A 17,667-nucleotide genomic window follows, 5' to 3' on the forward strand; every position below is an offset into this window, starting at 1 on the left:
CGCTGCCAGATTTGTCCTGTGACACACGGCGCCGGGTACCCCCGGACTGCCGGATCGGTGACCACAGAACGAAAGGGTCAACCATGCCTAGCTGGCTCATCCTCATCCTTGTCGGTGTCGTCCTCGTCGTGCTCGGTGTGGCGACGGGCATCGGCCAGTGGCTCATCTGGATCGGTGTGGCGGTTCTCGTCATCAGCCTGATCCTCGGGCTGGTCGGCCGGGGCCGCTCGCGGGTCTAGACACCCTGACCGCAGTGCCGGCGCTGCGGCTCGGGCCCCTCAGTCCCCGAGCCGCAGCGCCACGGTCGGCACCGCTGCCTCGTCGTCCGACAGCCGTCGCGCCCCGCGCGGCAGCTCGTCGCGCGAGGCGCGGTGCCGTTCTGCTGCCCGGCGCACCCCGTCGGCGCCCACCCACCGAGGATCGACCTCCCCGTCGGTCACCAGCGGCACGTGCAACGCGCGCAGCGACGCATCGTCGGAGACCCAGCCCCGGACGTCGTCGTCGGGACCCGAGACCAGCACCTCCTCGACCGCCCGCCCGTCGGCCCCCAGCCGCCGCGCTGCCGCCTTGCGGCCCCCGACGCTGACCTTCCCTCGGGCGGCCTTCGCCACCGGCGTCAACGCCCCGTCGGCCCCCTCGCGGGCGACCAGCTTGTAGACCATCCCGCACGTCGGGGCGCCCGACCCCGTGACGACCGAGGTGCCCACCCCGTACGAGTCCACGGGTGCCACCGCGAGGGCCGCGATCGCGTACTCGTCCAGGTCCGAGGTGACCGTGATCTTCGTGCTCCCGGCACCGGCCTCGTCCAGCTGCGCGCGGACCTCGTGCGCGAGGACCCCCAGGTCCCCGGAGTCGAGCCGCACTGCTCCGAGCCCCGTCCCCGCGGCCGCCAGGGCGAGCTCCACGCCGCGGCGGACGTCGTACGTGTCGACGAGGAGCGTCGTCCCCGGGCCGAAGGCGGCCACCTGCGCCGTGAACGCGGCGGCCTCGTCGTCGTGCAGGAGCGTGAAGGCGTGCGCCGCCGTGCCGATCGTCGCCAGACCGTACCGGCGCCCCGCCTCCAGGTTCGACGTCCCCGCGAAGCCGGCGACCACCGCCGCCCGGGCCGCCGCGACGGCCGCCTCCTCGTGCGCGCGCCGCGACCCCATCTCCAGGCAGGGACGGTCGACCGCCGCACTGGTCATGCGGGACGCGGCGGACGCCACGGCCGAGTCGTAGTTGAGGATCGACAGCACGACCGTCTCCAGCAGGACCGCCTCCGCGAACGTGCCCTCCACGACCATGACCGGCGACGACGGGAAGAACGCCTCACCCTCGGCGTACCCGACCACCGACCCGGTGAACCGGTAGTCCGCCAGGTACGCGAGCGTCGCGTCGTCGACCACCCGCTCGTCGGCCAGCCAGTCGAGCTCGGGCGCGTCGAACCGGAAGCGCGGCAGCATCTCGAGCACCCGACCTGTCCCCGCCAGCACCCCGTAGCGGCGGCCGGCGGGGAGCCGGCGCGTGAACACCTCGAAGACGCAGCGCCGGTGCGCAGTCCCGTCGGCCAGCGCCGCCTGGAGCATGGTGAGCTCGTAGCGGTCGGTGAGGAGCGCCGCGCTGGGCGGCTGCGGTGCGGTCATGGGTTCAACGTAGGGCGGACGGTCCCGCCGGACCCACCTACAGTGGACGACGTGCCAGTGCAGACCCTCCCCGACGCCGACGTGGCGCAGGAGGAGAAGACCGCGGTCGCCGACCCGTGGGTGACGATCGTCTGGAACGACCCCGTGAACCTCATGAGCTACGTGACATACGTGTTCGAGTCGTACTTCGGGCACCCCCGCCAGAAGGCCGAGCGGCTCATGAAGCAGGTGCACGAGCAGGGGCGCGCGGTCGTGTCGACCGGGTCGCTCGAGGCGATGGAGGTCGACGTGCAGGCCATGCACGGCTTCGGGCTCTGGGCGACGCTCCAGCGCAGCGGTCAGTGATGCGCGCCTTCAAGCGTCGCCGGGGGATGTACGCCGCCCGCCTGGACACCGACGAGCGCGACGTCATCGCCGCGCTCGTGGCGGACGTCGCCGAGCTGCTCGGGGCGGGGCGGCTGGAGGCGCGCGACCCGGAGTCCGTCGTCGTCGGAGACGGCAACCCGCGCATGCGGATCGAGCCGCTGCCGCCGCCGTCGGACCCCGCGGTGCGCCGGCTGCTGCCCGACGCGTCGCGCGACGACCCGCAGGTCGCCGAGGAGTTCCGCCGGCTCACCGAGGACGACCTGCGCGCGGGCAAGATCGCGCGCCTGACCAGCCTCTGGGACGCCCTGACCACCCCCACCGAGGGCTGGCGGGCGGACGCGTTCGTGATCGCGCCGCAGGACGCGAAGGATGTCGCCGCGGCGATCACGGACCTGCGCCTCGTGCTCGCCGAACGCCTCGGGATCCGCACGGACGAGCAGGCCGAGCGGTTGTACGACGCGCTGCTGGACTCGCCGCAGTCGGAGGTGGAGGAGGTCGACGAGATTCTCGACCCGGCGGCCCGGCGCTACCTCGTCGCCGTCTACGGAGCCTTGAGCTGGCTGCAGGAGTCGCTGGTCGACCTGCTGCTGCACGACCTGCGCGCCGCGGGGCGCCCGGCGGACCAGTGAGCCGCCAGCGGTTAGGCTCGTCCGCGTGAACGACGCCCCTCTCGGCATCTTCGACTCCGGCGTCGGAGGACTCACCGTGGCCCGGTCGATCCTCGACCAGCTGCCCCAGGAGTCCACCCTCTACATCGGGGACACCCTCAACACGCCCTACGGCTCCAAGCCGCTCGCGGCGGTGCGCGCGCACGCGCTGGAGGTGATGGACGACCTGGTCGACGCGGGCGTGAAGCTGCTGGTCATCGCGTGCAACACGGCGTCGTCGGCGATGCTGCGCGACGCTCGCGAGCGCTACACCCTGCGACGCGGGATCCCCGTGGTGGAGGTCATCCTGCCGGCCGCCCGCCGCGCGGTCGCCGCCACCCGGACGGGCAAGATCGGCGTGATCGCGACCAAGTCCACGGTGGAGTCGCGCTCCTACGACGACGCCTTCGCCGTGGCGCCCGGCGTCGAGCTGACCACGCAGGCGTGCCCGGAGTTCGTGCGGCTGGTCGAGGCGGGGATCACGTCCGGCCCCGAGGTCCTGGCGTTCGCGCACGAGTACCTCGACCCGGTCCGCCGGGCGGGTGTCGACACCCTGGTGCTCGGCTGCACCCACTACCCCCTGCTCACCGGCGCGATCTCCTACGTCATGGGGGAGGAGGTCACGCTCGTGTCGAGCGCCGAGGAGACGGCCAAGGACGTCTACCGGACGCTCGTCGCGCACGACCTGGAGCGCGACCCGGCGGCCGGCCCGCCCGTGCACCGCTTCCTGGCCACCGGCGACCCGGACCAGTTCCGCATCCTCGCGCGCCGGTTCCTCGGCCCCGAGGTCGAGGTCGTCGAGCCGAGCGCGGCCCTGCGGTGAGGCTCACCGTCCTGGGGTGCGCCGGATCCTTCCCGGGACCCGACTCGGCGGCGTCGGGCTATCTGGTGCAGGCCGAGGACGCCGACGGGCGCACGTGGACGGTCCTGCTCGATCTCGGCAACGGTGCCCTGAGCGCCCTGCAGAAGTTCGGTGACCCCACCCGTCTCGACGCGATCGGGCTGTCGCACCTGCACGCCGACCACATGGCCGACATGGTGGTGCTCAACGTCCTGCGGCGGTACCACCCGTCCGGGCCGTGCGACCCCGTGACGGTGCACGGCCCGACCGGGACGGCCGAGCGCCTCGCGCAGATGTCCGGCAAGGACCCGGCCACCAGCACCGACGGCCAGTTCGACGTCGTCGAGTGGCAGGAGGGCTCGCCCGTGACCGTCGGCCCGCTCGTGCTCGTCCCCGTGGCCGTCGAGCACCCGATCCCCGCCTTCGGGATCCGGGTGACCGGGCCGAGCGACGCGGACCCGTCACGCACGGTGACGCTCGCGTACACGGGGGACACCGACGCGTGCGCGGGCCTCGACACGCTGGCTGCCGGCGCCGACCTCCTGCTGTCCGAGGCGGCGTACCTCGAGGGGCGCGACGAGGCCCTGCGCGGTGTGCACCTGACGGGCCGCCGCGCCGGCGAGGCAGCCGCCCGCGGTGAGGTGGGCCAGCTGGTCCTCACGCACATCCCCGCCTGGAACGACCCGGCCGAGACGCTGGCCGAGGCGGCCGCGGTCTACACCGGCCCGATCGCCCTGGCCCACCCGGGCGCGGTCCACACCCTCTAGCGTGCAACGTCCGCGCTCCTAGGGGTCCCACCCCGTCGGAGCACGGACGTCCCGCGCACGGTCCCGTGGGCGGCGTCCGGGGGTGTCCGGGGGCGCGGTTAGGCTCGTCCGCATGACTTCTGCTGCCACCACCACTCCTGCGGCGCGCGTCCGCGCCGACGGCCGAGCGCCCGACGAGCTGCGCCCCGTGACCCTGACCCGCGGCTTCCTGGAGGCGGGGGAGGGCAGCGTGCTCGTCGAGTTCGGTGGCACCAAGGTGCTCTGCGTGGCGTCGTTCACTCCCGGGGTGCCGCGCTGGAAGAAGGGGTCCGGCGAGGGCTGGGTCACCGCGGAGTACTCGATGCTCCCGCGCGCCACGTCCAGCCGTTCCGACCGCGAGTCGGTCAAGGGCCGCGTCGGCGGTCGCACGCACGAGATCTCCCGGCTGATCGGGCGGTCGCTGCGCGCGATCATCGACGTGTCCGCGCTCGGCGAGAACACGATCGTGCTCGACTGCGACGTGCTGCAGGCCGACGGGGGGACCCGGACCGCGTCGATCACGGGCGCGTACGTCGCGCTCGCCGACGCGGTCGCGTGGGCGGTCGAGAACAAGCACATCCCCGCGAGCAAGGTCGTCCTGCGCGACTCGGTCGCCGCGGTGAGCGTCGGCATCGTCGACGGCCTGCCGGTGCTCGACCTGCCGTACGTCGAGGACGTGCGTGCCGAGACGGACATGAACGTCGTGGTGACCGGCTCGGGCACGTTCGTCGAGGTGCAGGGCACCGCCGAGCACGCCCCGTTCGACCGTGCCGAGCTCGACTCGCTGCTGGACCTGGCCGTGGCCGGCACCGCGCAGCTGACGGCCCTGCAGGTCGCTGCTCTGGCATCGGCACCGGGGGACGGCTCGGCCACGCGGCTGGTCCGGTGAGCGCGCGCCTCGTTCTCGCGACGCACAACGCTCACAAGGTCGGCGAGCTGCGAGCGATCCTCGCGCCCGTGCTGCCCGGGCTGGACCCGGAGTCGGTGGTCGGCGCCCGGGACGTCGGCGCCCCCGAGCCCGTCGAGGACGGCGTGACGTTCGTCGAGAACGCGCTGATCAAGGCGCGTGCCCTGGCGGCGTTCACGGGTCTGCCGGCCGTCGCCGACGACTCCGGGCTGAGTGTCGACGTGCTCGGCGGCGCGCCGGGGATCTTCTCGGCACGCTGGGCCGGCAAGCACGGGGACGACGCCGCCAACCTCGCGCTCCTGCTCGCGCAGCTCGAGGACATCGCCGAGCCGCACCGCGCCGCACGCTTCGTGTGCGCGGCCGCGCTGGTCACGCCGGACGGCTTCGAGCACGTCGAGACGGGCACGCTCGAGGGCGTGCTGGCGACCGAACCGCGTGGGACCGGTGGCTTCGGCTACGACCCGATCCTGGTGCCCACGGGCGAGACGCGGTCCTGCGCGGAGCTGACACCGCAGGAGAAGAACGCGATCAGCCACCGCGGCACTGCGTTCCGCGCGCTGGTCCCGACGCTGGTGCGCGTCCTGGGCGGATGACCTGTCGTGACTGAGAGCCCGACGGGGGACGTCCAGCTCGTCGCCGACGCCGTCACCTACGGCTACCCGGGGCACCCCGTGCTCGACCGGGTCGACCTCGTCGTCAGCGCCGGGGACCGGGTGGGCGTCGTCGGCGAGAACGGGGCGGGCAAGACGACGCTGCTGCGGGTGCTCGCGGGCGAGCTCGCGCCGCAGACCGGGACGGTGCGCCGCCGCGGCACGCTGGCGTCGGTCGAGCAGGAGCTCGACGCACCCGGCGGTGCGACCATCGGCACGTTCGTCGCGGAGGCCCTCGGCGGCGTCCGTGCGGCCGCCGGTGAGCTGGAGGCGGCCATCGCCGGCTTCGACCACGAGTCCGGCGACCTCGCGCGCCTGACCGCGGCCGTCAGCCGGTACGAGCACCTCGCTGCCTGGGACGCCGACCGGCGCGTCGACGAGGCGCTGACGCGGTTCGGTGCACCGCGGGAGCCGGAGCGCCGGCTCGACCAGCTGAGCGTCGGCGAGCGGTACCGGGTGCGGCTGGCGTGCCGGATCGGGGAGCGCGCGGACCTGCTGCTGCTCGACGAGCCGACCAACCACCTCGACGCGGCCGGCATCGACTACCTGACGGCCCGCCTGCGGGAGTGGCCGGGCGCGGTCGTCATCGTCACGCACGACCGGCGCCTGCTCGACGACGTGATGACCGCGATCCTCGACCTGGACCCGGCGATGGACGGCCGCCCGGCGCTGTACGGCGCGACGCGGTACTCCGACTACCGGTTCCTCAAGACCCAGATGGTCCGCCGGTGGCAGGCGAGGTACCGGGCCGAGCGCAAGCGCGCGCTGGAGCTGGCGGAGCGGCTCGACTCGACGTACGAGAACCTGTCCGACGAGTGGCGCCCGCCCAAGGGCTCGCAGACGCACCGCCGGGCCACCCGGGCGCGCGGGCACGTGAAGGCCGCGGACCGGCTGATCCAGAAGCTCGACGCCGAGGCGGTGGAGGTGCCGACGCCGCCGCTCGTCCTGACGTTCCCGGACCTGCCGTCGCTGCCGCCCGAGCCGCAGCCGGGTCCGCTGCTGGACCTGCGCGCCCCCCGGGTGCGGGACCGCCTCGACCTGGCGGGGGTCCGGATCGAGGTCCCGGCATGCGGGCGCCTGCTCGTCACGGGCCCGAACGGGTCGGGCAAGTCCACGCTGCTCGCCGCCCTCGCCGGGGCGATCGTGCTCGACCGCGGGGTGCGTGCCATCGCGCCGGGGGTGCGGCTGGGGGTGCTCGCCCAGGAGGGCCCGACCGAGCACGCGGCGGCCGTCGTCGCCCATCCGCGCGCCGCCGGCACGGCCGAGCAGCTGTCGGGGTTCGACGCCTACGCGCGGCACGCGCTCACGCTCCTGGAGGCACGGCTGCTCGACCCGGACCAGCTGGTCCCGGTCGCAGCGCTCGGTCTGCTCACCGAGCAGGATCTCGACCGGCCGCTGCGCGAGCTGTCCGTCGGTCAGCGCCGACGGTTCGACCTGGCGTGCGCCCTCCTGGCGGCCCCGCACGTGCTGATCCTCGACGAGCCGACCAACCACCTGTCCGTCGGGCTCGTCGACGAGCTCACCGCCGCACTGCGGGCGACGTCGGCCGCGGTCGTCGTCGCCACCCACGACCGCCGGATGCGCGCCGACCTGGCGGACTGGCCCGAGCTCAGTCTCTGACGGGCTCGCTGACCGGTCGAGGCGCGGGCGGCAGGATCTTCTCGAGACCGAGGACCGCGAACGCCAGCGCGAGGAAGATGACCGCGACGACGCCGGTCCGGACCATCGCGGACTGCAGCCCGATCTCCGAGACGTCGAGGAACGGGTACGGGTACCAGTCGACGACCGCCCCGCGGAGGAACGTGTACGCGATCCAGCCGAGCGGGTAGACCAGGGACCACCCGACCACGGCGGGCGACAGACGCGGGCGCGGTCCGACGACGAGCCACGCGACGACCGTCCCGACGGGCACCACCGTGTGGAGCATCAGGTTGGCCAGCGCACCGGACGGCGTCAGCTCCTGCAGCCCGGCGAGAACCGCGTGGTAGACGATGCCGGTCACCGCGATGCACAGGAGCGCGTCGAGCCGCAGGACCGCGAACACGCGACCGCGGCGGTCCGGCCGCCACAGCAGCATCCCCGCGGCGATCGCCGCGAGGACGTTCGACTGGATGGTGAAGTAGCTGAACAGACGCACGAGCCGCGTGCCGAGGTCGTCGGACGTCAGCGCTCGGACCAGCTCCAGGGACAGCCCGACGACGGCCGCGACGAGGACGATGGCGTGCAGCGTGCGCGCCAGGACGTACCGCGGCCGGACCTCCGTCACGGCAGGCGGCCGACGTGCCCCATGGCCTGCCGCAGCAGGAGGCCCTGACCGCCGTTCATCTCGAACTGGATCTGCTGCGCGCACGCCTCCTCGGGCGTCATCCACGCGAGGTCGATGGCGTCCTGCTGCGGCCGGCAGTCCCCGAGCACAGGCACGACGTAGGCGAGGGACACCGCGTGCTGGCGGGGGTCGTGGTACGGGGTGACACCCGGTGTCGGGAAGTACTCCGCGACCGTGAACGGCTGCGGGGAGGCGGGGATCTGCGGCAGGGCGACCGGCCCGAGGTCCTTCTCGATGTGGCGCAGCAGGGCGTCGCGCACCCGCTCGTGGTACATCACACGGCCGCTGACCAGCGCGCGGGACATGACCCCCTCCTGCGTGACCCGCAGCAGCAGACCGACCTGGACGACGTCACCCGAGTCGTCGACGCGCACCGGGATGGCGTCCACGTAGAGGATGGGCAGCTGGGTGCGGGCACTGGCGATCTCGTCGGGGCTCAGCCAGCCGGCGGGACGCTCCGGGCCGCGAGGGAACTCGGCAGATGCGGTCACTGACCATGTCTACCGTCCCGAAAGGCTGATCACCCCTTCCCGAGGTGTGTGTCTGCGCACGCTCGGGAATAGTCGTCGGTGGCTGCGCGCTCTATCTGGCGGTAACCGAGCACTGGAGGAATCTCATGGCGACGACTGAGCTGACCGGCAGCACGATCGGCCAGACCATCAAGGACAACGAGATCGTCCTTGTCGACTTCTGGGCGGAGTGGTGCGGGCCGTGCAAGCGTTTCGGCCCCGTCTTCGAGGACTCCTCGGAGAACCACCCGGACGTCGTGCACGCGAAGGTCGACACCGAGGCCGAGCAGGAGTTGGCCGCCGAGCTGCAGATCTTCTCGATCCCGACCCTGATGGCGTTCCGCGACGGGATCCTGGTGTTCAACCAGGCCGGCGCACTGCCCGCCCCCGCGCTGGAGCAGGTGGTCGAGGCCGTCAAGGCGCTCGACATGGACGAGGTCCGCGAGAAGATCGCGGCTGCGGCCACCACGGACGCCTGACCTGACATCAGAAGGGCCGGCCCCCTGAGTGGGGACCGGCCCTTCTGCGTGCCTGCGGGCTACCGCTGGAGGGTCAGCAGACCCGGCCGGTAGGGCAGCAGACCGTAGTCGCCGCCCGAGCTGGGGGAGCGGCCCTGGTAGAGCAGCTGCAGGTTGCAGGGGTCGATGGTCATGGTCTGGTCGGCACTGGTGCGGATGAGCTCACCGTGGCTGATGTCGTTCGTCCACGTCGCACCGCTGTTGGCCTTGCCCGCGAACGGGTTGCTCTCGCTCGCGGCCTGCGGCGTCCACGAGCCCGAGAGGCTGGTCGCGGTGAACGAGCGGAAGTACCGGCCGTTGGAGCCGATCGCCTCGACGATCATCAGGTACTGGTTGCGGTCCTTGACCTTGTAGACCTGCGGCGCCTCGAACAGGTTGTTCGTGGTGTCGCTCATGATCGTGGTGTACGAGGAGCCGAAGTTGCCCGGGAAGTTCCCGATCGGCATGCTCGCGCGGTAGATCTTGCCGTTGTCCCCGGCGAAGAACAGGTACATGTTCGTGCCGTCACCGATCACCGTCTGGTCGATCGGACCGGTGCCCGAACCTGTGATGGAGCCGGTGAACAGGGGGCTCGCCGCCGACCATCCGTTGGGGTTGGTCGGGTTGCTGGAGGTCTTGTAGGAGAACGCCCCGTTGCCGCCCCACTGGTAGGTGAGGACCCAGATGTTCTTCGGCGCGAAGTAGAACAGCGACGGCGCCACGGTCCCGGACGACATGCCGGTCTGCGTCGCGGAGGCCATGCTCGACCAGTTCGAGAAGAGGCTGAAGTTCATCGAGCCCCAGCCCGCACCACCGCTCGTGCCGTGGGTGGTGGCGTAGACGAGGTGCTGGCCGTTGTACTCGGCCGTCGTGAAGTCCTTGAGGGATGCCCAGCCCGACTTCGGTGTGGCGAGCGAGCCCGTGGAGCTCCACCGGTAGCTCGACGGCAGGGCGCACCCACCGGTCGGCGGTGGCGTGGTGGGGTTGGTGCCGCCGAGGCGGACGAGCTGCCACTGCTGGTTGGTGCCGTTCCAGTCGGAGTACTGGACGACGTTGCCGCCGTCGGCGGTGGAGGCGCCCTGCACCTCGACGGCCTTGCCGCTGTTGCGGGCGATCAGCTGGATGTAGCCGTCGACGTCCTGGATGGAGAACTGCTGGTTGGTGCCGCCGTTGTCGGTCCACTGCTCGATGATGGCGCCGTCGGCGGTGGACTTGGCGGTGACGTCGAGGACCTTGCCCGACAGCCGCGACTTCACCTTGTAGTAGCCGTTGCCGGCGTCGAGGAACTGCCACTGCTGCTGGTTGCCGTCGTTGCGCGACCACTGCTTGATCGGGGCACCGTCGGCGGTGGACAGGTTGTACACGTCCAGGGCCTTGCCGCTGTTGCGGTTGACCAGCACGTACGACGCGGTGGTGTCGATCGACGCGGCGCTCGCCGACGGCGCCACGACCACGGCGACTGCGCCGGTGGCGGCCACGGTGAGCGCGAGCAGCAGCGCCTGCCAGCGCGGCTGCAGCTTTCCAGGGGTTCTTCTCATAGGTCCCACTCCTTCGGGGTGTGCGGGGTGGGACGCCGTGTCGGCGGCGCCCCACCCTCGCTACGGGTGTCGGTCAGCCGACCTTGGCGAGCTGCCACTGCTGGTTGGTGCCGTTCCAGTCGGAGTACTGGACGACGTTGCCGCCGTCGACCGTGGAGGCGCCCTGCACCTCGACGGCCTTGCCGCTGACGCGGGCGATCAGCTGCACGTAGCCGTCGATCGTCTGGATGCTGAACTGCTGGTTCGTGCCGCCGTTGTCGGTCCACTGCTCGATGACGGCGCCGTCGGCGGTGGACTTGGCGGTCACGTCCAGGACCTTGCCCGACAGCCGCGACTTCACCTTGTAGTAGCCGTTGCCGACGCTGGTGAACTGCCACTGCTGCTGGTTGCCGTTGTTGCGCGACCACTGCTTGATCGGGGCGCCGTCGGCGGTGGACAGGTTGTACACGTCGAGCGCTTTGCCGCTGTTCCGGTTGACCAGCACGTACCAGGCGCTGGTGTCGATCGAGCCGTTCGAGGGCGGGGGGGTGGTGGAGCCGCCCGCGTTGAGGGCGTTCAGCGTCGAGGTGTACGCCGCCTTCTTGTTGCCGGAGCCGTCGAACAGCAGCGCGTTGTCGCTGCCGCGCCACGAGTCGGTGTCGCGCACGCCCCACACGGTGATGCCCTTGCAACGGCTGACGGCGAGGCACGCCTTGGTCACGGCGGCGTACATGTTCGCCTGGTTGCCGCCCTGCTGGATGTCGAGCTCGGTGATCTGCACCTCGACGCCCAGGTCGGAGAAGCGCTGCAGGTTGGCCTGGTAGTCGCCCGGCAGGCTGGTGCCGAGGTGGGACTGGAAGCCGACGCAGTCGATCGGGACGCCGCGGGACTTGAAGTCCTTGACCATGTTGTAGACACCGGTGGACTTCGCGTTGATGCCGTCGGTGTTGTAGTCGTTGTAGCAGAGCTTGGCGTTCGGGTCCGCGTTGCGGGCGGCCCGGAACGCGGCCTCGATCCAGTCGTTGCCGGTGCGCTGCAGGGAGGAGTCGCGGCGGCTGCCGCGCCCGTCGTCAGCGAAGGCCTCGTTGACCACGTCCCAGGCGTAGACCTTGCCCTTGTAGTAGGTCGCGACCTTGGTCACGTGGTTGATCGCGGCGTTGCGCAGCGAGCTGCCGGACAGGTTCTGCGCCCAGCCGGGCATCTGTGCGTGCCACAGCAGCGCGTGTCCGCGGACCTGCTTGCCGTTGCTGCGGGCCCAGTTGGCGATCTGGTCGCCGCGGCTGTAGCTGAACTGGTTCTGGTTCGGCTCGGTCGCGTCCCACTTCATCTCGTTCTCGGCCGTGATCATGTTGAACTCACGATTCGCGATCCCGATGTACGTCGAGTCGCTCATCCGGCCGGCCGCGATCGCCGTACCGAAGTACCGGCCCTTCTCAGCCGCCGACGCACCGAGCGTCGAGGCCGCCTGGGCGGGGTTGGCCAGGGTGACGAGCATGGTCAGCACCAGGCCGGCCACGGCGAGGAGCGCCGCTGCTTGTCGCCTCCAGCCCGTGCGGTGCTGCTGGTGGGGAGTCGTGCGCATGATTTCTCGCTCTCTTTCGGAGACCACACGGGGGTCGTGGGGTCGACGGTGATCGGGCGTCGCCGGTCAGGGCGTGGTGAGGTCGAAGCTGCGGACCGTGACCGCTCCGCCGAGCGCCTGGGTGGCGTAGTTGAAGATCCCGAACCGGTAGCCCATGAAGAACTCCCAGGAGTTGTTCAGCGTGAACGCGGGCCCCAGGGGGATGAACGTCGTCCCGTCGGTGCTGTACGAGAACGTGGCCGTCCGGCCGGAGCCGGGTCGGATGTCCGCGCTGGTGCGCAACCAGATCCGCCCGCCGGACACGTTCGCCGACGCGCGCTCGACCCCGGTGCCCGTGGTCGCCCACGAGCTGCTCATGCTGAGCCCGTCGGTCATCACCACGCGGGTGGCCCCGTTGGTCTTGACGACCCCGATCCACGCCGACGACTGCCGGAGCATCGCGAGCCCCGACTTGTCGCCGTTGGCCATCGCCGAGTAGTCGAGCTCGACCGTGGCCGTCGACGACGGGCCCTGGATGCGGTGCGTCAGGGTGTTGCGGGCGTTGTACAGGTCGTTCGTCACCGTGGCGGTCTGCAGCCGGAGGCCGTTGTTCACGCTGAACCGGTTGGTGTCCGGGTTGTGGTTCCACTCCCACCGGTGGCCCAGCGTGGGGCCGGCGAACGTGTCCTTGCCGATCATCGAGGCGACCGTCTTGGTGGTCGTGATGTTCGGCTTGTTGTACGTGGCACCCCACCGGCCGTTGACCGTCTGCAGGGTCGGCCAGCCGTCGGCGGTCCAGGTGATCGGCGCGAGCGTCGGCACGCGGCCGCCCGGGTACGCGTCGGTGAACGCCATGTACCACCAGTCACCGGCCTGCGTCTGGACCAGGCCACCCTGGTGCGGCACGCCGCCGCCCTGGATCGGACCGGGCAGGTTCAGCAGCACCTCGCGCTGCTCGTACGGGCCGAACGGGGAGCTGGAGCGCAGCACGTACTGGCCGTTGGCCGGGCGGGTGAGCCAGATGTAGTAGTAGCCGTTGCGCTTGTAGAACCGGGCGCCCTCGAGGGTGCCGCCGAAGTTCGACGGCACCTGGTACACCGTCTGGGACCGCACCTGCGAGGTGCCGTCGGCGCTCAGCTGCGCGACGCTGATCGTGCCGTTGCCGTACGCCATGTACATGGTGTCGTTGTCGTCGACCAGCAGCCCGGCGTCGTAGTAGCAGTTGTTGATCCGGGCCTTCTTGGTCCAGGTGCCGTCGACGGCCGAGGCGGTGTAGACGTAGGTGCGGTTGAACTCCGTGCAGCCGTACCAGTAGTACGTGCTGTTGCTCTTGCGGTAGCCCAGCGTGGAGGCCCAGATGCCCTTGACGTACTTGCGGCCGCCGTTGAGGTCGTAGCCGTTGTCGTCGAAGTCGAGGCGCGGCACGGAGTGGCCCGCGTACTCCCAGTTCACCAGGTCGTACGAGCGCAGGATCGGAGCGCCGGGAGAGTAGTGCATGGTCGACGCCGAGTAGTAGTAGGCGTCGCCGACGCGGATGATGTCGCCGTCGGCGAAGTCCTGCCAGACGACCGGGTTGGTGAACGTGCCACCGGTCGGGGGCGGCGTGGTGGGGTTGGTGCCGCCGAGACGGACGAGCTGCCACTGCTGGTTGGTGCCGTTCCAGTCGGCGTACTGGACGATGTTGCCGCCGTCGGCGGTGGACGCGCCCTGGACCTCGACGGCCTTGCCGCTGTGGCGGGCGATGAGCTGGATGTAGCCGTCGACGTCCTGGATGGAGAACTGCTGGTTGGTGGAGTTGGCGTCGGACCACTGGATGATCGCGGCGCCGTCGGCGGTGGACCGGCTGGTGACGTCGAGGACCTTGCCGGACAGGCGTGACTTGAGCCGGTAGTAGCCGTTGCCGGAGTCGACGAACTGCCACTGCTGCTGGGCGCCGTCGTTGCGGGACCACTGGGTGATCCGTGCGCCGTCGGCGGTGGATCGGTTGTAGACGTCCAGGGCCTTGCCGCTGTTGCGGTTGACCAGCACGTACGACGCCGTGGTGTCGATCGATGCCGCGCTCGCCGGGGGCGCGGTGATCACCAGGGCCAGCAGCAGACCGGCGATCGCCAGTGCGGCTGCAGCGACGGACTTCCTCATCGTTCGCTCCTTCGCGTCGTCTCCCGAGAGCTGGGCCGGTACGCGGCTCGCCCCGGTGCCGTGTCGTCGTCGATACGGAGGGGCGGGATGTTAGCGCTCACATCTGCCTGGCCGGCCACGCTCGGAGGTGAGGTGGTTCGCCGGAAAAGTAGCGACATTTACACCGGTGTACAACGCTTTCCGCACACCCGGAACGTTTAGGTCCGCACATGCAGAAGCTCCCGGCAGGATCACGTCCTGCCGGGAGCTGTCCGAACTGCGAGGCCTGGTCGTCCTCCGACCAGCGCGTGCGGGAGACGGGATTTGAACCCGCACGCCCTTTCGAGCACCAGGACCTAAACCTGGCGTGGCTGCCGTTTCACCACTCCCGCGCAGCGGAAGTTTCCCACAACGTCAGGCGACCTTCAGGTCCCGGCGCAGCTTGGCGACGTGCCCGGTGGCCTTGACGTTGTACTGCGCGAGCTCGACCCGGCCCTCGGCGTCGACGACGACCGTCGAGCGGATCACCCCCGTCACGGTCCTGCCGTAGTTGAGCTTCTCGCCCCAGGCGCCCCACGCCTCGAGCACCGCGTGCTCCGGGTCGGACCCCAGGGGGAAGGTCAGGTGCTCCTGCTCGACGAACGCCGCCAGCTTGTCGACGGTGTCCGGCGAGACACCGACGACGGCGAACCCGGCACCCTGCAACGAGGCGAGGGAGTCACGGAAGTCGCACGCCTGCGTGGTGCACCCGGGAGTCATCGCGGCCGGGTAGAAGTACACGATCACCCGACGACCGCGCAGGTCGGACAGCGTGACGGTGCCGCCGTCGGCGGTCGGCAGCGTGAAGTCGGGGGCAGGGTCGCCGACGGCGAGACGGGGCACGAGATCTCCAGGGACGAGGCGTTCGGGATGCGGTCAGCCTATGTCGCGCGGGTACCGTCGGACGCGTGAGCGACCTCCCGATCCGCATGCTGAACGACCGACTGCTCGTCTCGCTCGACGGTGAGTCGGGGGAGCGGCGCTCGTCCGCCGGCATCGTCATCCCGGCCACGGCCGTCGTCGGCAAGCGGCTCACGTGGGGGGCCGTCGTGGCCGCCGGTCAGCACGTCCGGCAGGTCGAGGTCGGGGATCGCGTGCTGTTCGACCCCGAGGACCGCGCCGAGGTCGAGCTCGCCGGCGCGACCTACGTGCTGCTGCGCGAGAAGGACGTGCACGCGGTCGCCGAGCCCCGCGGCGCGGGCGAGGGAACCGGGCTGTACCTCTGATCGTTCATCGGGCTGTACGTCTTGCACCGCATCGGACGCGGTGGTGGCATGAGCACGGGGGACTTCGTTCCCAGGGAGATCACGATGACCGAGCACGACACCACCCCGGTACCTGCCGAGGACACCCAGGCCGTCCGCGACCTGCTCGCCGAGCACGTCCCGCTGGCCCTCATCGTCGACCTGGCGACCCCCGAGGCGACGTCGACCGAGATCCTCGAGGCCGAAGGTCTGCCCGACGAGGCATGGTGGGAGCAGGACCAGAAGTCCTCGGACGGCGGCCCTGAGTGACGCCCGTCACGGCGGCAGGTTTCGATTGGCAGATCGGGCACCCGGCCTGCTAGCGTTCTCAACCGCGCGCCATTAGCTCAATTGGCAGAGCAGCTGACTCTTAATCAGCGGGTTCGGGGTTCGAGTCCCTGATGGCGCACCACCCGGAGGGCCTCCCACCAGCGGAAACGTTGAGGGAGGCCCTTTGTCGTACCCCCGTGCTGCGCCCGCGCGAGGACCGGGACACGATGGGCCGTGGTCCCCGGCCGTCCGCCGGGGAGGTGCCGGTGGGACGAAGGGGTCGATGATGGGTCGCGAGTTCGACGTCGTGGTGATCGGCGGCGGTGCTGTGGGGGAGAACGTCGCCGACCGGGCCGGTCGGAGCGGGCTGAGCGTCGCGCTCGTCGAGCACGCCCTGGTCGGGGGTGAGTGCTCGTACTGGGCCTGCATGCCGTCGAAGGCGCTCTTGCGGCCGGGTGCGGCGCTCGCGGCCGCGCGCGGCGTCCCGGGCGCCGCGGCCGCCGTGACGGGCGACGTGGACGTCGCAGCCGCGTTCGCGCGTCGCGACGTGGTCACCCACCAGTGGGACGACAGCTCCCAGGTCGGGTGGGTGGAGAGCACGGGGATCACGCTCCTGCGCGGGCACGCGCGCTTCACCGGCGAGCGCGCGCTGACCGTAGACGGCGAGGGCGGGTCGGAGCAGGTGACCGCGCGGCACGCGGTCGTCGTCGCGACAGGCTCCGCTGCCGTGGTCCCGCACGTCGAGGGCCTGGCGGAGCTGCCCCCCTGGACCAGCCGCGAGGCGACGTCGGCGCAGCAGGTACCGGCGCGACTGGCCGTCCTCGGCGGCGGGGTGGTCGGCGTCGAGATGGCGACCGCGTTCGCGGACTTCGGCAGTGCGGTGACGCTCGTCGTACGCGGCGACCGGCTGCTGGCCAACGCCGAGCGGTTCGCCGGCGAGGCGGTCGCTGCGTCGCTGGCGGATCTCGGGGTCACCGTGCTGTTCGGCACGGAGACGCAGTCGGTGCGGCGCGAGGCCGACGGCGTCCATCTCTCGACCGGCACGGGCCAGGACCTCGTGGTCGACGAGGTGCTCGTCGCCACCGGTCGACGACCGCGGACCTCGGACCTGGGGCTGGAGACGCTGGGCCTCGAGCCGGGCAAGCCCCTGACCGTGGACGACGCCCTCCAGGTCACCGGCGTCGACGGCGGCTGGCTCTTCGCCGTCGGCGACGTGTCCGGGCGGACCGCCACGACGCATCAGGGCAAGTACGACGCCCGCGTGGTCGGGGACGTCGTGGCAGCCCGGTTCGACCCGCGGTCCTCGGCCGCCGACTCGCCGGACGGAGCGACCGCGGGGGACCGCTCGCTCGACGCCGGCGACGAGCGTTCAGCAGCCCCCTGGAGCCGCTACCGGGCGACCGCCGACGTCGCCGCGGTGCCGCAGGTGGTGTTCACGCGACCCGAGGTCGCCTGGGTCGGGCTCAGCGAGGAGGCCGCTCGGAAGCAGGGGCTCGACGTGCGGGTGGTCGGGTACGACCTGGAGAACGTCGCGGGCGCCACGGTGTTCGCCGAGGACTATGCCGGCCACGCGCAGATCGTCCTCGACGACGCGCGCGGCGTGATCGTCGGCGCCACCTTCGTGGGACCGGAGGTGGCGGAGCTGCTGCACGCAGCGACGATCGCCGTCGTCGGCGAGGTCCCGCTGGACCGGCTGTGGCATGCGGTGCCGTCGTACCCGACGGTCAGCGAGGTCTGGCTCCGCCTGCTGGAGACCGCGGGACTCTGA

The 17,667-nt window shown here is 71.4% G+C and carries 19 protein-coding genes and 2 tRNA genes; 13 read left to right on the forward strand and 8 right to left on the reverse strand.

What is annotated here, in order from left to right; all coding sequences use genetic code 11:
• The first annotated feature begins 83 nt into the window (after window positions 1-83).
• A complete protein-coding gene (locus ASD16_RS22105) occupies window positions 84-239 on the forward strand; it encodes a hypothetical protein (protein WP_200943006.1) in 156 nt (51 codons plus the stop codon).
• Between the two features lie 39 nt (window positions 240-278).
• Here the strand turns inward: ASD16_RS22105 and ASD16_RS18895 are convergent, their stop codons facing one another.
• Window positions 279-1,622 (reverse strand): nicotinate phosphoribosyltransferase, encoded by a 1,344-nt coding sequence (locus ASD16_RS18895; RefSeq protein ID WP_055921375.1) that lies wholly within the window; start codon window positions 1,620-1,622, stop codon window positions 279-281.
• 51 nt (window positions 1,623-1,673) lie between these two features.
• Between ASD16_RS18895 and clpS the strand changes: the two genes are divergently transcribed.
• The 7 genes from clpS (at window position 1,674) to ASD16_RS18930 (ending at window position 7,438) form a co-directional block, all read left to right on the forward strand.
• Window positions 1,674-1,967 (forward strand): ATP-dependent Clp protease adapter ClpS, encoded by a 294-nt coding sequence (clpS, locus tag ASD16_RS18900; RefSeq protein WP_082571012.1) that lies wholly within the window; start codon window positions 1,674-1,676, stop codon window positions 1,965-1,967.
• Window positions 1,967-2,617, forward strand: coding sequence for a DUF2017 domain-containing protein (locus ASD16_RS18905; RefSeq protein WP_055921379.1), 651 nt, complete (start codon window positions 1,967-1,969; stop codon window positions 2,615-2,617). The genes clpS and ASD16_RS18905 overlap by 1 nt, the downstream gene beginning before the upstream one ends.
• A 25-nt stretch (window positions 2,618-2,642) precedes the next feature.
• Window positions 2,643-3,458 (forward strand): glutamate racemase, encoded by an 816-nt coding sequence (murI, locus tag ASD16_RS18910; protein ID WP_055921382.1) that lies wholly within the window; start codon window positions 2,643-2,645, stop codon window positions 3,456-3,458.
• Window positions 3,455-4,243: an MBL fold metallo-hydrolase gene (locus ASD16_RS18915; protein WP_055921385.1), complete on the forward strand. Its 789-nt coding sequence runs from the start codon at window positions 3,455-3,457 to the stop codon at window positions 4,241-4,243. Before murI ends, ASD16_RS18915 begins: the two co-directional genes overlap by 4 nt.
• Before the next feature lie 112 nt (window positions 4,244-4,355).
• Window positions 4,356-5,150 carry a ribonuclease PH gene (rph, locus tag ASD16_RS18920; RefSeq protein ID WP_055921388.1) on the forward strand — a complete coding sequence of 265 codons (795 nt, stop codon included), beginning with the start codon at window positions 4,356-4,358 and terminating at the stop codon, window positions 5,148-5,150.
• Complete coding sequence (gene rdgB, locus ASD16_RS18925) at window positions 5,147-5,761, forward strand: RdgB/HAM1 family non-canonical purine NTP pyrophosphatase (RefSeq protein ID WP_055921389.1); 615 nt, start codon at window positions 5,147-5,149, stop codon at window positions 5,759-5,761. Before rph ends, rdgB begins: the two co-directional genes overlap by 4 nt.
• 6 nt (window positions 5,762-5,767) lie before the next feature.
• The gene (locus tag ASD16_RS18930) at window positions 5,768-7,438 is read left to right on the forward strand and encodes an ABC-F family ATP-binding cassette domain-containing protein (RefSeq protein ID WP_055921391.1); all 1,671 of its coding nucleotides are present in this window, start codon (window positions 5,768-5,770) and stop codon (window positions 7,436-7,438) included.
• Here ASD16_RS18930 and ASD16_RS18935 read toward each other — a convergent pair.
• Together ASD16_RS18935 and ASD16_RS18940 are read right to left on the reverse strand one after the other, a co-directional pair.
• A complete protein-coding gene (locus ASD16_RS18935) occupies window positions 7,428-8,084 on the reverse strand; it encodes a Pr6Pr family membrane protein (protein WP_055921394.1) in 657 nt (218 codons plus the stop codon). The two genes, ASD16_RS18930 and ASD16_RS18935, sit on opposite strands and share 11 nt — an antisense overlap.
• Window positions 8,081-8,635 (reverse strand): NUDIX hydrolase family protein, encoded by a 555-nt coding sequence (locus ASD16_RS18940; protein ID WP_055921398.1) that lies wholly within the window; start codon window positions 8,633-8,635, stop codon window positions 8,081-8,083. Before ASD16_RS18940 ends, ASD16_RS18935 begins: the two co-directional genes overlap by 4 nt.
• Window positions 8,636-8,760: 125 nt before the next feature.
• Here ASD16_RS18940 and trxA point away from each other — a divergent pair, with 125 nt between their 5' ends.
• Complete coding sequence (trxA, locus tag ASD16_RS18945) at window positions 8,761-9,132, forward strand: thioredoxin (protein WP_055921401.1); 372 nt, start codon at window positions 8,761-8,763, stop codon at window positions 9,130-9,132.
• A gap of 59 nt (window positions 9,133-9,191) precedes the next feature.
• Here trxA and ASD16_RS18950 read toward each other — a convergent pair whose 3' ends face one another.
• The 5 genes from ASD16_RS18950 to bcp form a co-directional block, all read right to left on the reverse strand.
• On the reverse strand, window positions 9,192-10,688 hold the full coding sequence (locus ASD16_RS18950; RefSeq protein ID WP_055921405.1) for a non-reducing end alpha-L-arabinofuranosidase family hydrolase: 1,497 nt from the start codon (window positions 10,686-10,688) through the stop codon (window positions 9,192-9,194).
• Window positions 10,689-10,761: 73 nt separating this feature from the next.
• Window positions 10,762-12,249: an endo-1,4-beta-xylanase gene (locus ASD16_RS18955; RefSeq protein ID WP_055921407.1), complete on the reverse strand. Its 1,488-nt coding sequence runs from the start codon at window positions 12,247-12,249 to the stop codon at window positions 10,762-10,764.
• Between the two features lie 66 nt (window positions 12,250-12,315).
• Window positions 12,316-14,367 carry a family 43 glycosylhydrolase gene (locus ASD16_RS18960; RefSeq protein WP_055921411.1) on the reverse strand — a complete coding sequence of 684 codons (2,052 nt, stop codon included), beginning with the start codon at window positions 14,365-14,367 and terminating at the stop codon, window positions 12,316-12,318.
• 288 nt (window positions 14,368-14,655) lie between these two features.
• Window positions 14,656-14,738 (reverse strand) — tRNA-Leu (locus ASD16_RS18965).
• A gap of 22 nt (window positions 14,739-14,760) precedes the next feature.
• Complete coding sequence (gene bcp, locus ASD16_RS18970; protein ID WP_055921414.1) at window positions 14,761-15,228, reverse strand: thioredoxin-dependent thiol peroxidase; 468 nt, start codon at window positions 15,226-15,228, stop codon at window positions 14,761-14,763.
• Window positions 15,229-15,314: 86 nt separating this feature from the next.
• Here bcp and ASD16_RS18975 point away from each other — a divergent pair, with 86 nt between their 5' ends.
• The 4 genes from ASD16_RS18975 to ASD16_RS18990 all read left to right on the forward strand — a co-directional run bounded on the left by ASD16_RS18975 (window position 15,315) and on the right by ASD16_RS18990 (window position 17,667).
• Window positions 15,315-15,611 carry a co-chaperone GroES gene (locus tag ASD16_RS18975; protein ID WP_055921788.1) on the forward strand — a complete coding sequence of 99 codons (297 nt, stop codon included), beginning with the start codon at window positions 15,315-15,317 and terminating at the stop codon, window positions 15,609-15,611.
• An 84-nt stretch (window positions 15,612-15,695) separates the two neighbouring features.
• On the forward strand, window positions 15,696-15,899 hold the full coding sequence (locus tag ASD16_RS18980; protein ID WP_157454023.1) for a hypothetical protein: 204 nt from the start codon (window positions 15,696-15,698) through the stop codon (window positions 15,897-15,899).
• Between the two features lie 66 nt (window positions 15,900-15,965).
• A tRNA-Lys gene (locus tag ASD16_RS18985) sits at window positions 15,966-16,041 on the forward strand.
• 141 nt (window positions 16,042-16,182) lie between these two features.
• Entirely contained in the window at window positions 16,183-17,667 is a 1,485-nt protein-coding gene (locus ASD16_RS18990; RefSeq protein ID WP_055921420.1) for an NAD(P)/FAD-dependent oxidoreductase, read from the forward strand.

It is taken from the genome of Cellulomonas sp. Root485, from assembly GCF_001426705.1.
GTDB lineage: Bacteria > Actinomycetota > Actinomycetes > Actinomycetales > Cellulomonadaceae > Cellulomonas.

Excerpts from the sequence above, each read along its gene's own strand:
- ASD16_RS18895 (WP_055921375.1), bottom strand. The coding sequence starts at position 1,622 with ATGACCGCACCGCAGCCGCCCAGCGCGGCGCTCCTCACCGACCGCTAC.
- ASD16_RS18975 (WP_055921788.1), top strand. The coding sequence starts at position 15,315 with ATGCTGAACGACCGACTGCTCGTCTCGCTCGACGGTGAGTCGGGGGAG.
- ASD16_RS18980 (WP_157454023.1), top strand. The coding sequence starts at position 15,696 with ATGACCGAGCACGACACCACCCCGGTACCTGCCGAGGACACCCAGGCC.
- rph (WP_055921388.1), top strand. The coding sequence starts at position 4,356 with ATGACTTCTGCTGCCACCACCACTCCTGCGGCGCGCGTCCGCGCCGAC.
- ASD16_RS18905 (WP_055921379.1), top strand. The coding sequence starts at position 1,967 with ATGCGCGCCTTCAAGCGTCGCCGGGGGATGTACGCCGCCCGCCTGGAC.
- trxA (WP_055921401.1), top strand. The coding sequence starts at position 8,761 with ATGGCGACGACTGAGCTGACCGGCAGCACGATCGGCCAGACCATCAAG.
- ASD16_RS18990 (WP_055921420.1), top strand. The coding sequence starts at position 16,183 with ATGATGGGTCGCGAGTTCGACGTCGTGGTGATCGGCGGCGGTGCTGTG.
- ASD16_RS18960 (WP_055921411.1), bottom strand. The coding sequence starts at position 14,367 with ATGAGGAAGTCCGTCGCTGCAGCCGCACTGGCGATCGCCGGTCTGCTG.
- ASD16_RS18955 (WP_055921407.1), bottom strand. The coding sequence starts at position 12,249 with ATGCGCACGACTCCCCACCAGCAGCACCGCACGGGCTGGAGGCGACAA.
- ASD16_RS22105 (WP_200943006.1), top strand. The coding sequence starts at position 84 with ATGCCTAGCTGGCTCATCCTCATCCTTGTCGGTGTCGTCCTCGTCGTG.
- ASD16_RS18950 (WP_055921405.1), bottom strand. The coding sequence starts at position 10,688 with ATGAGAAGAACCCCTGGAAAGCTGCAGCCGCGCTGGCAGGCGCTGCTG.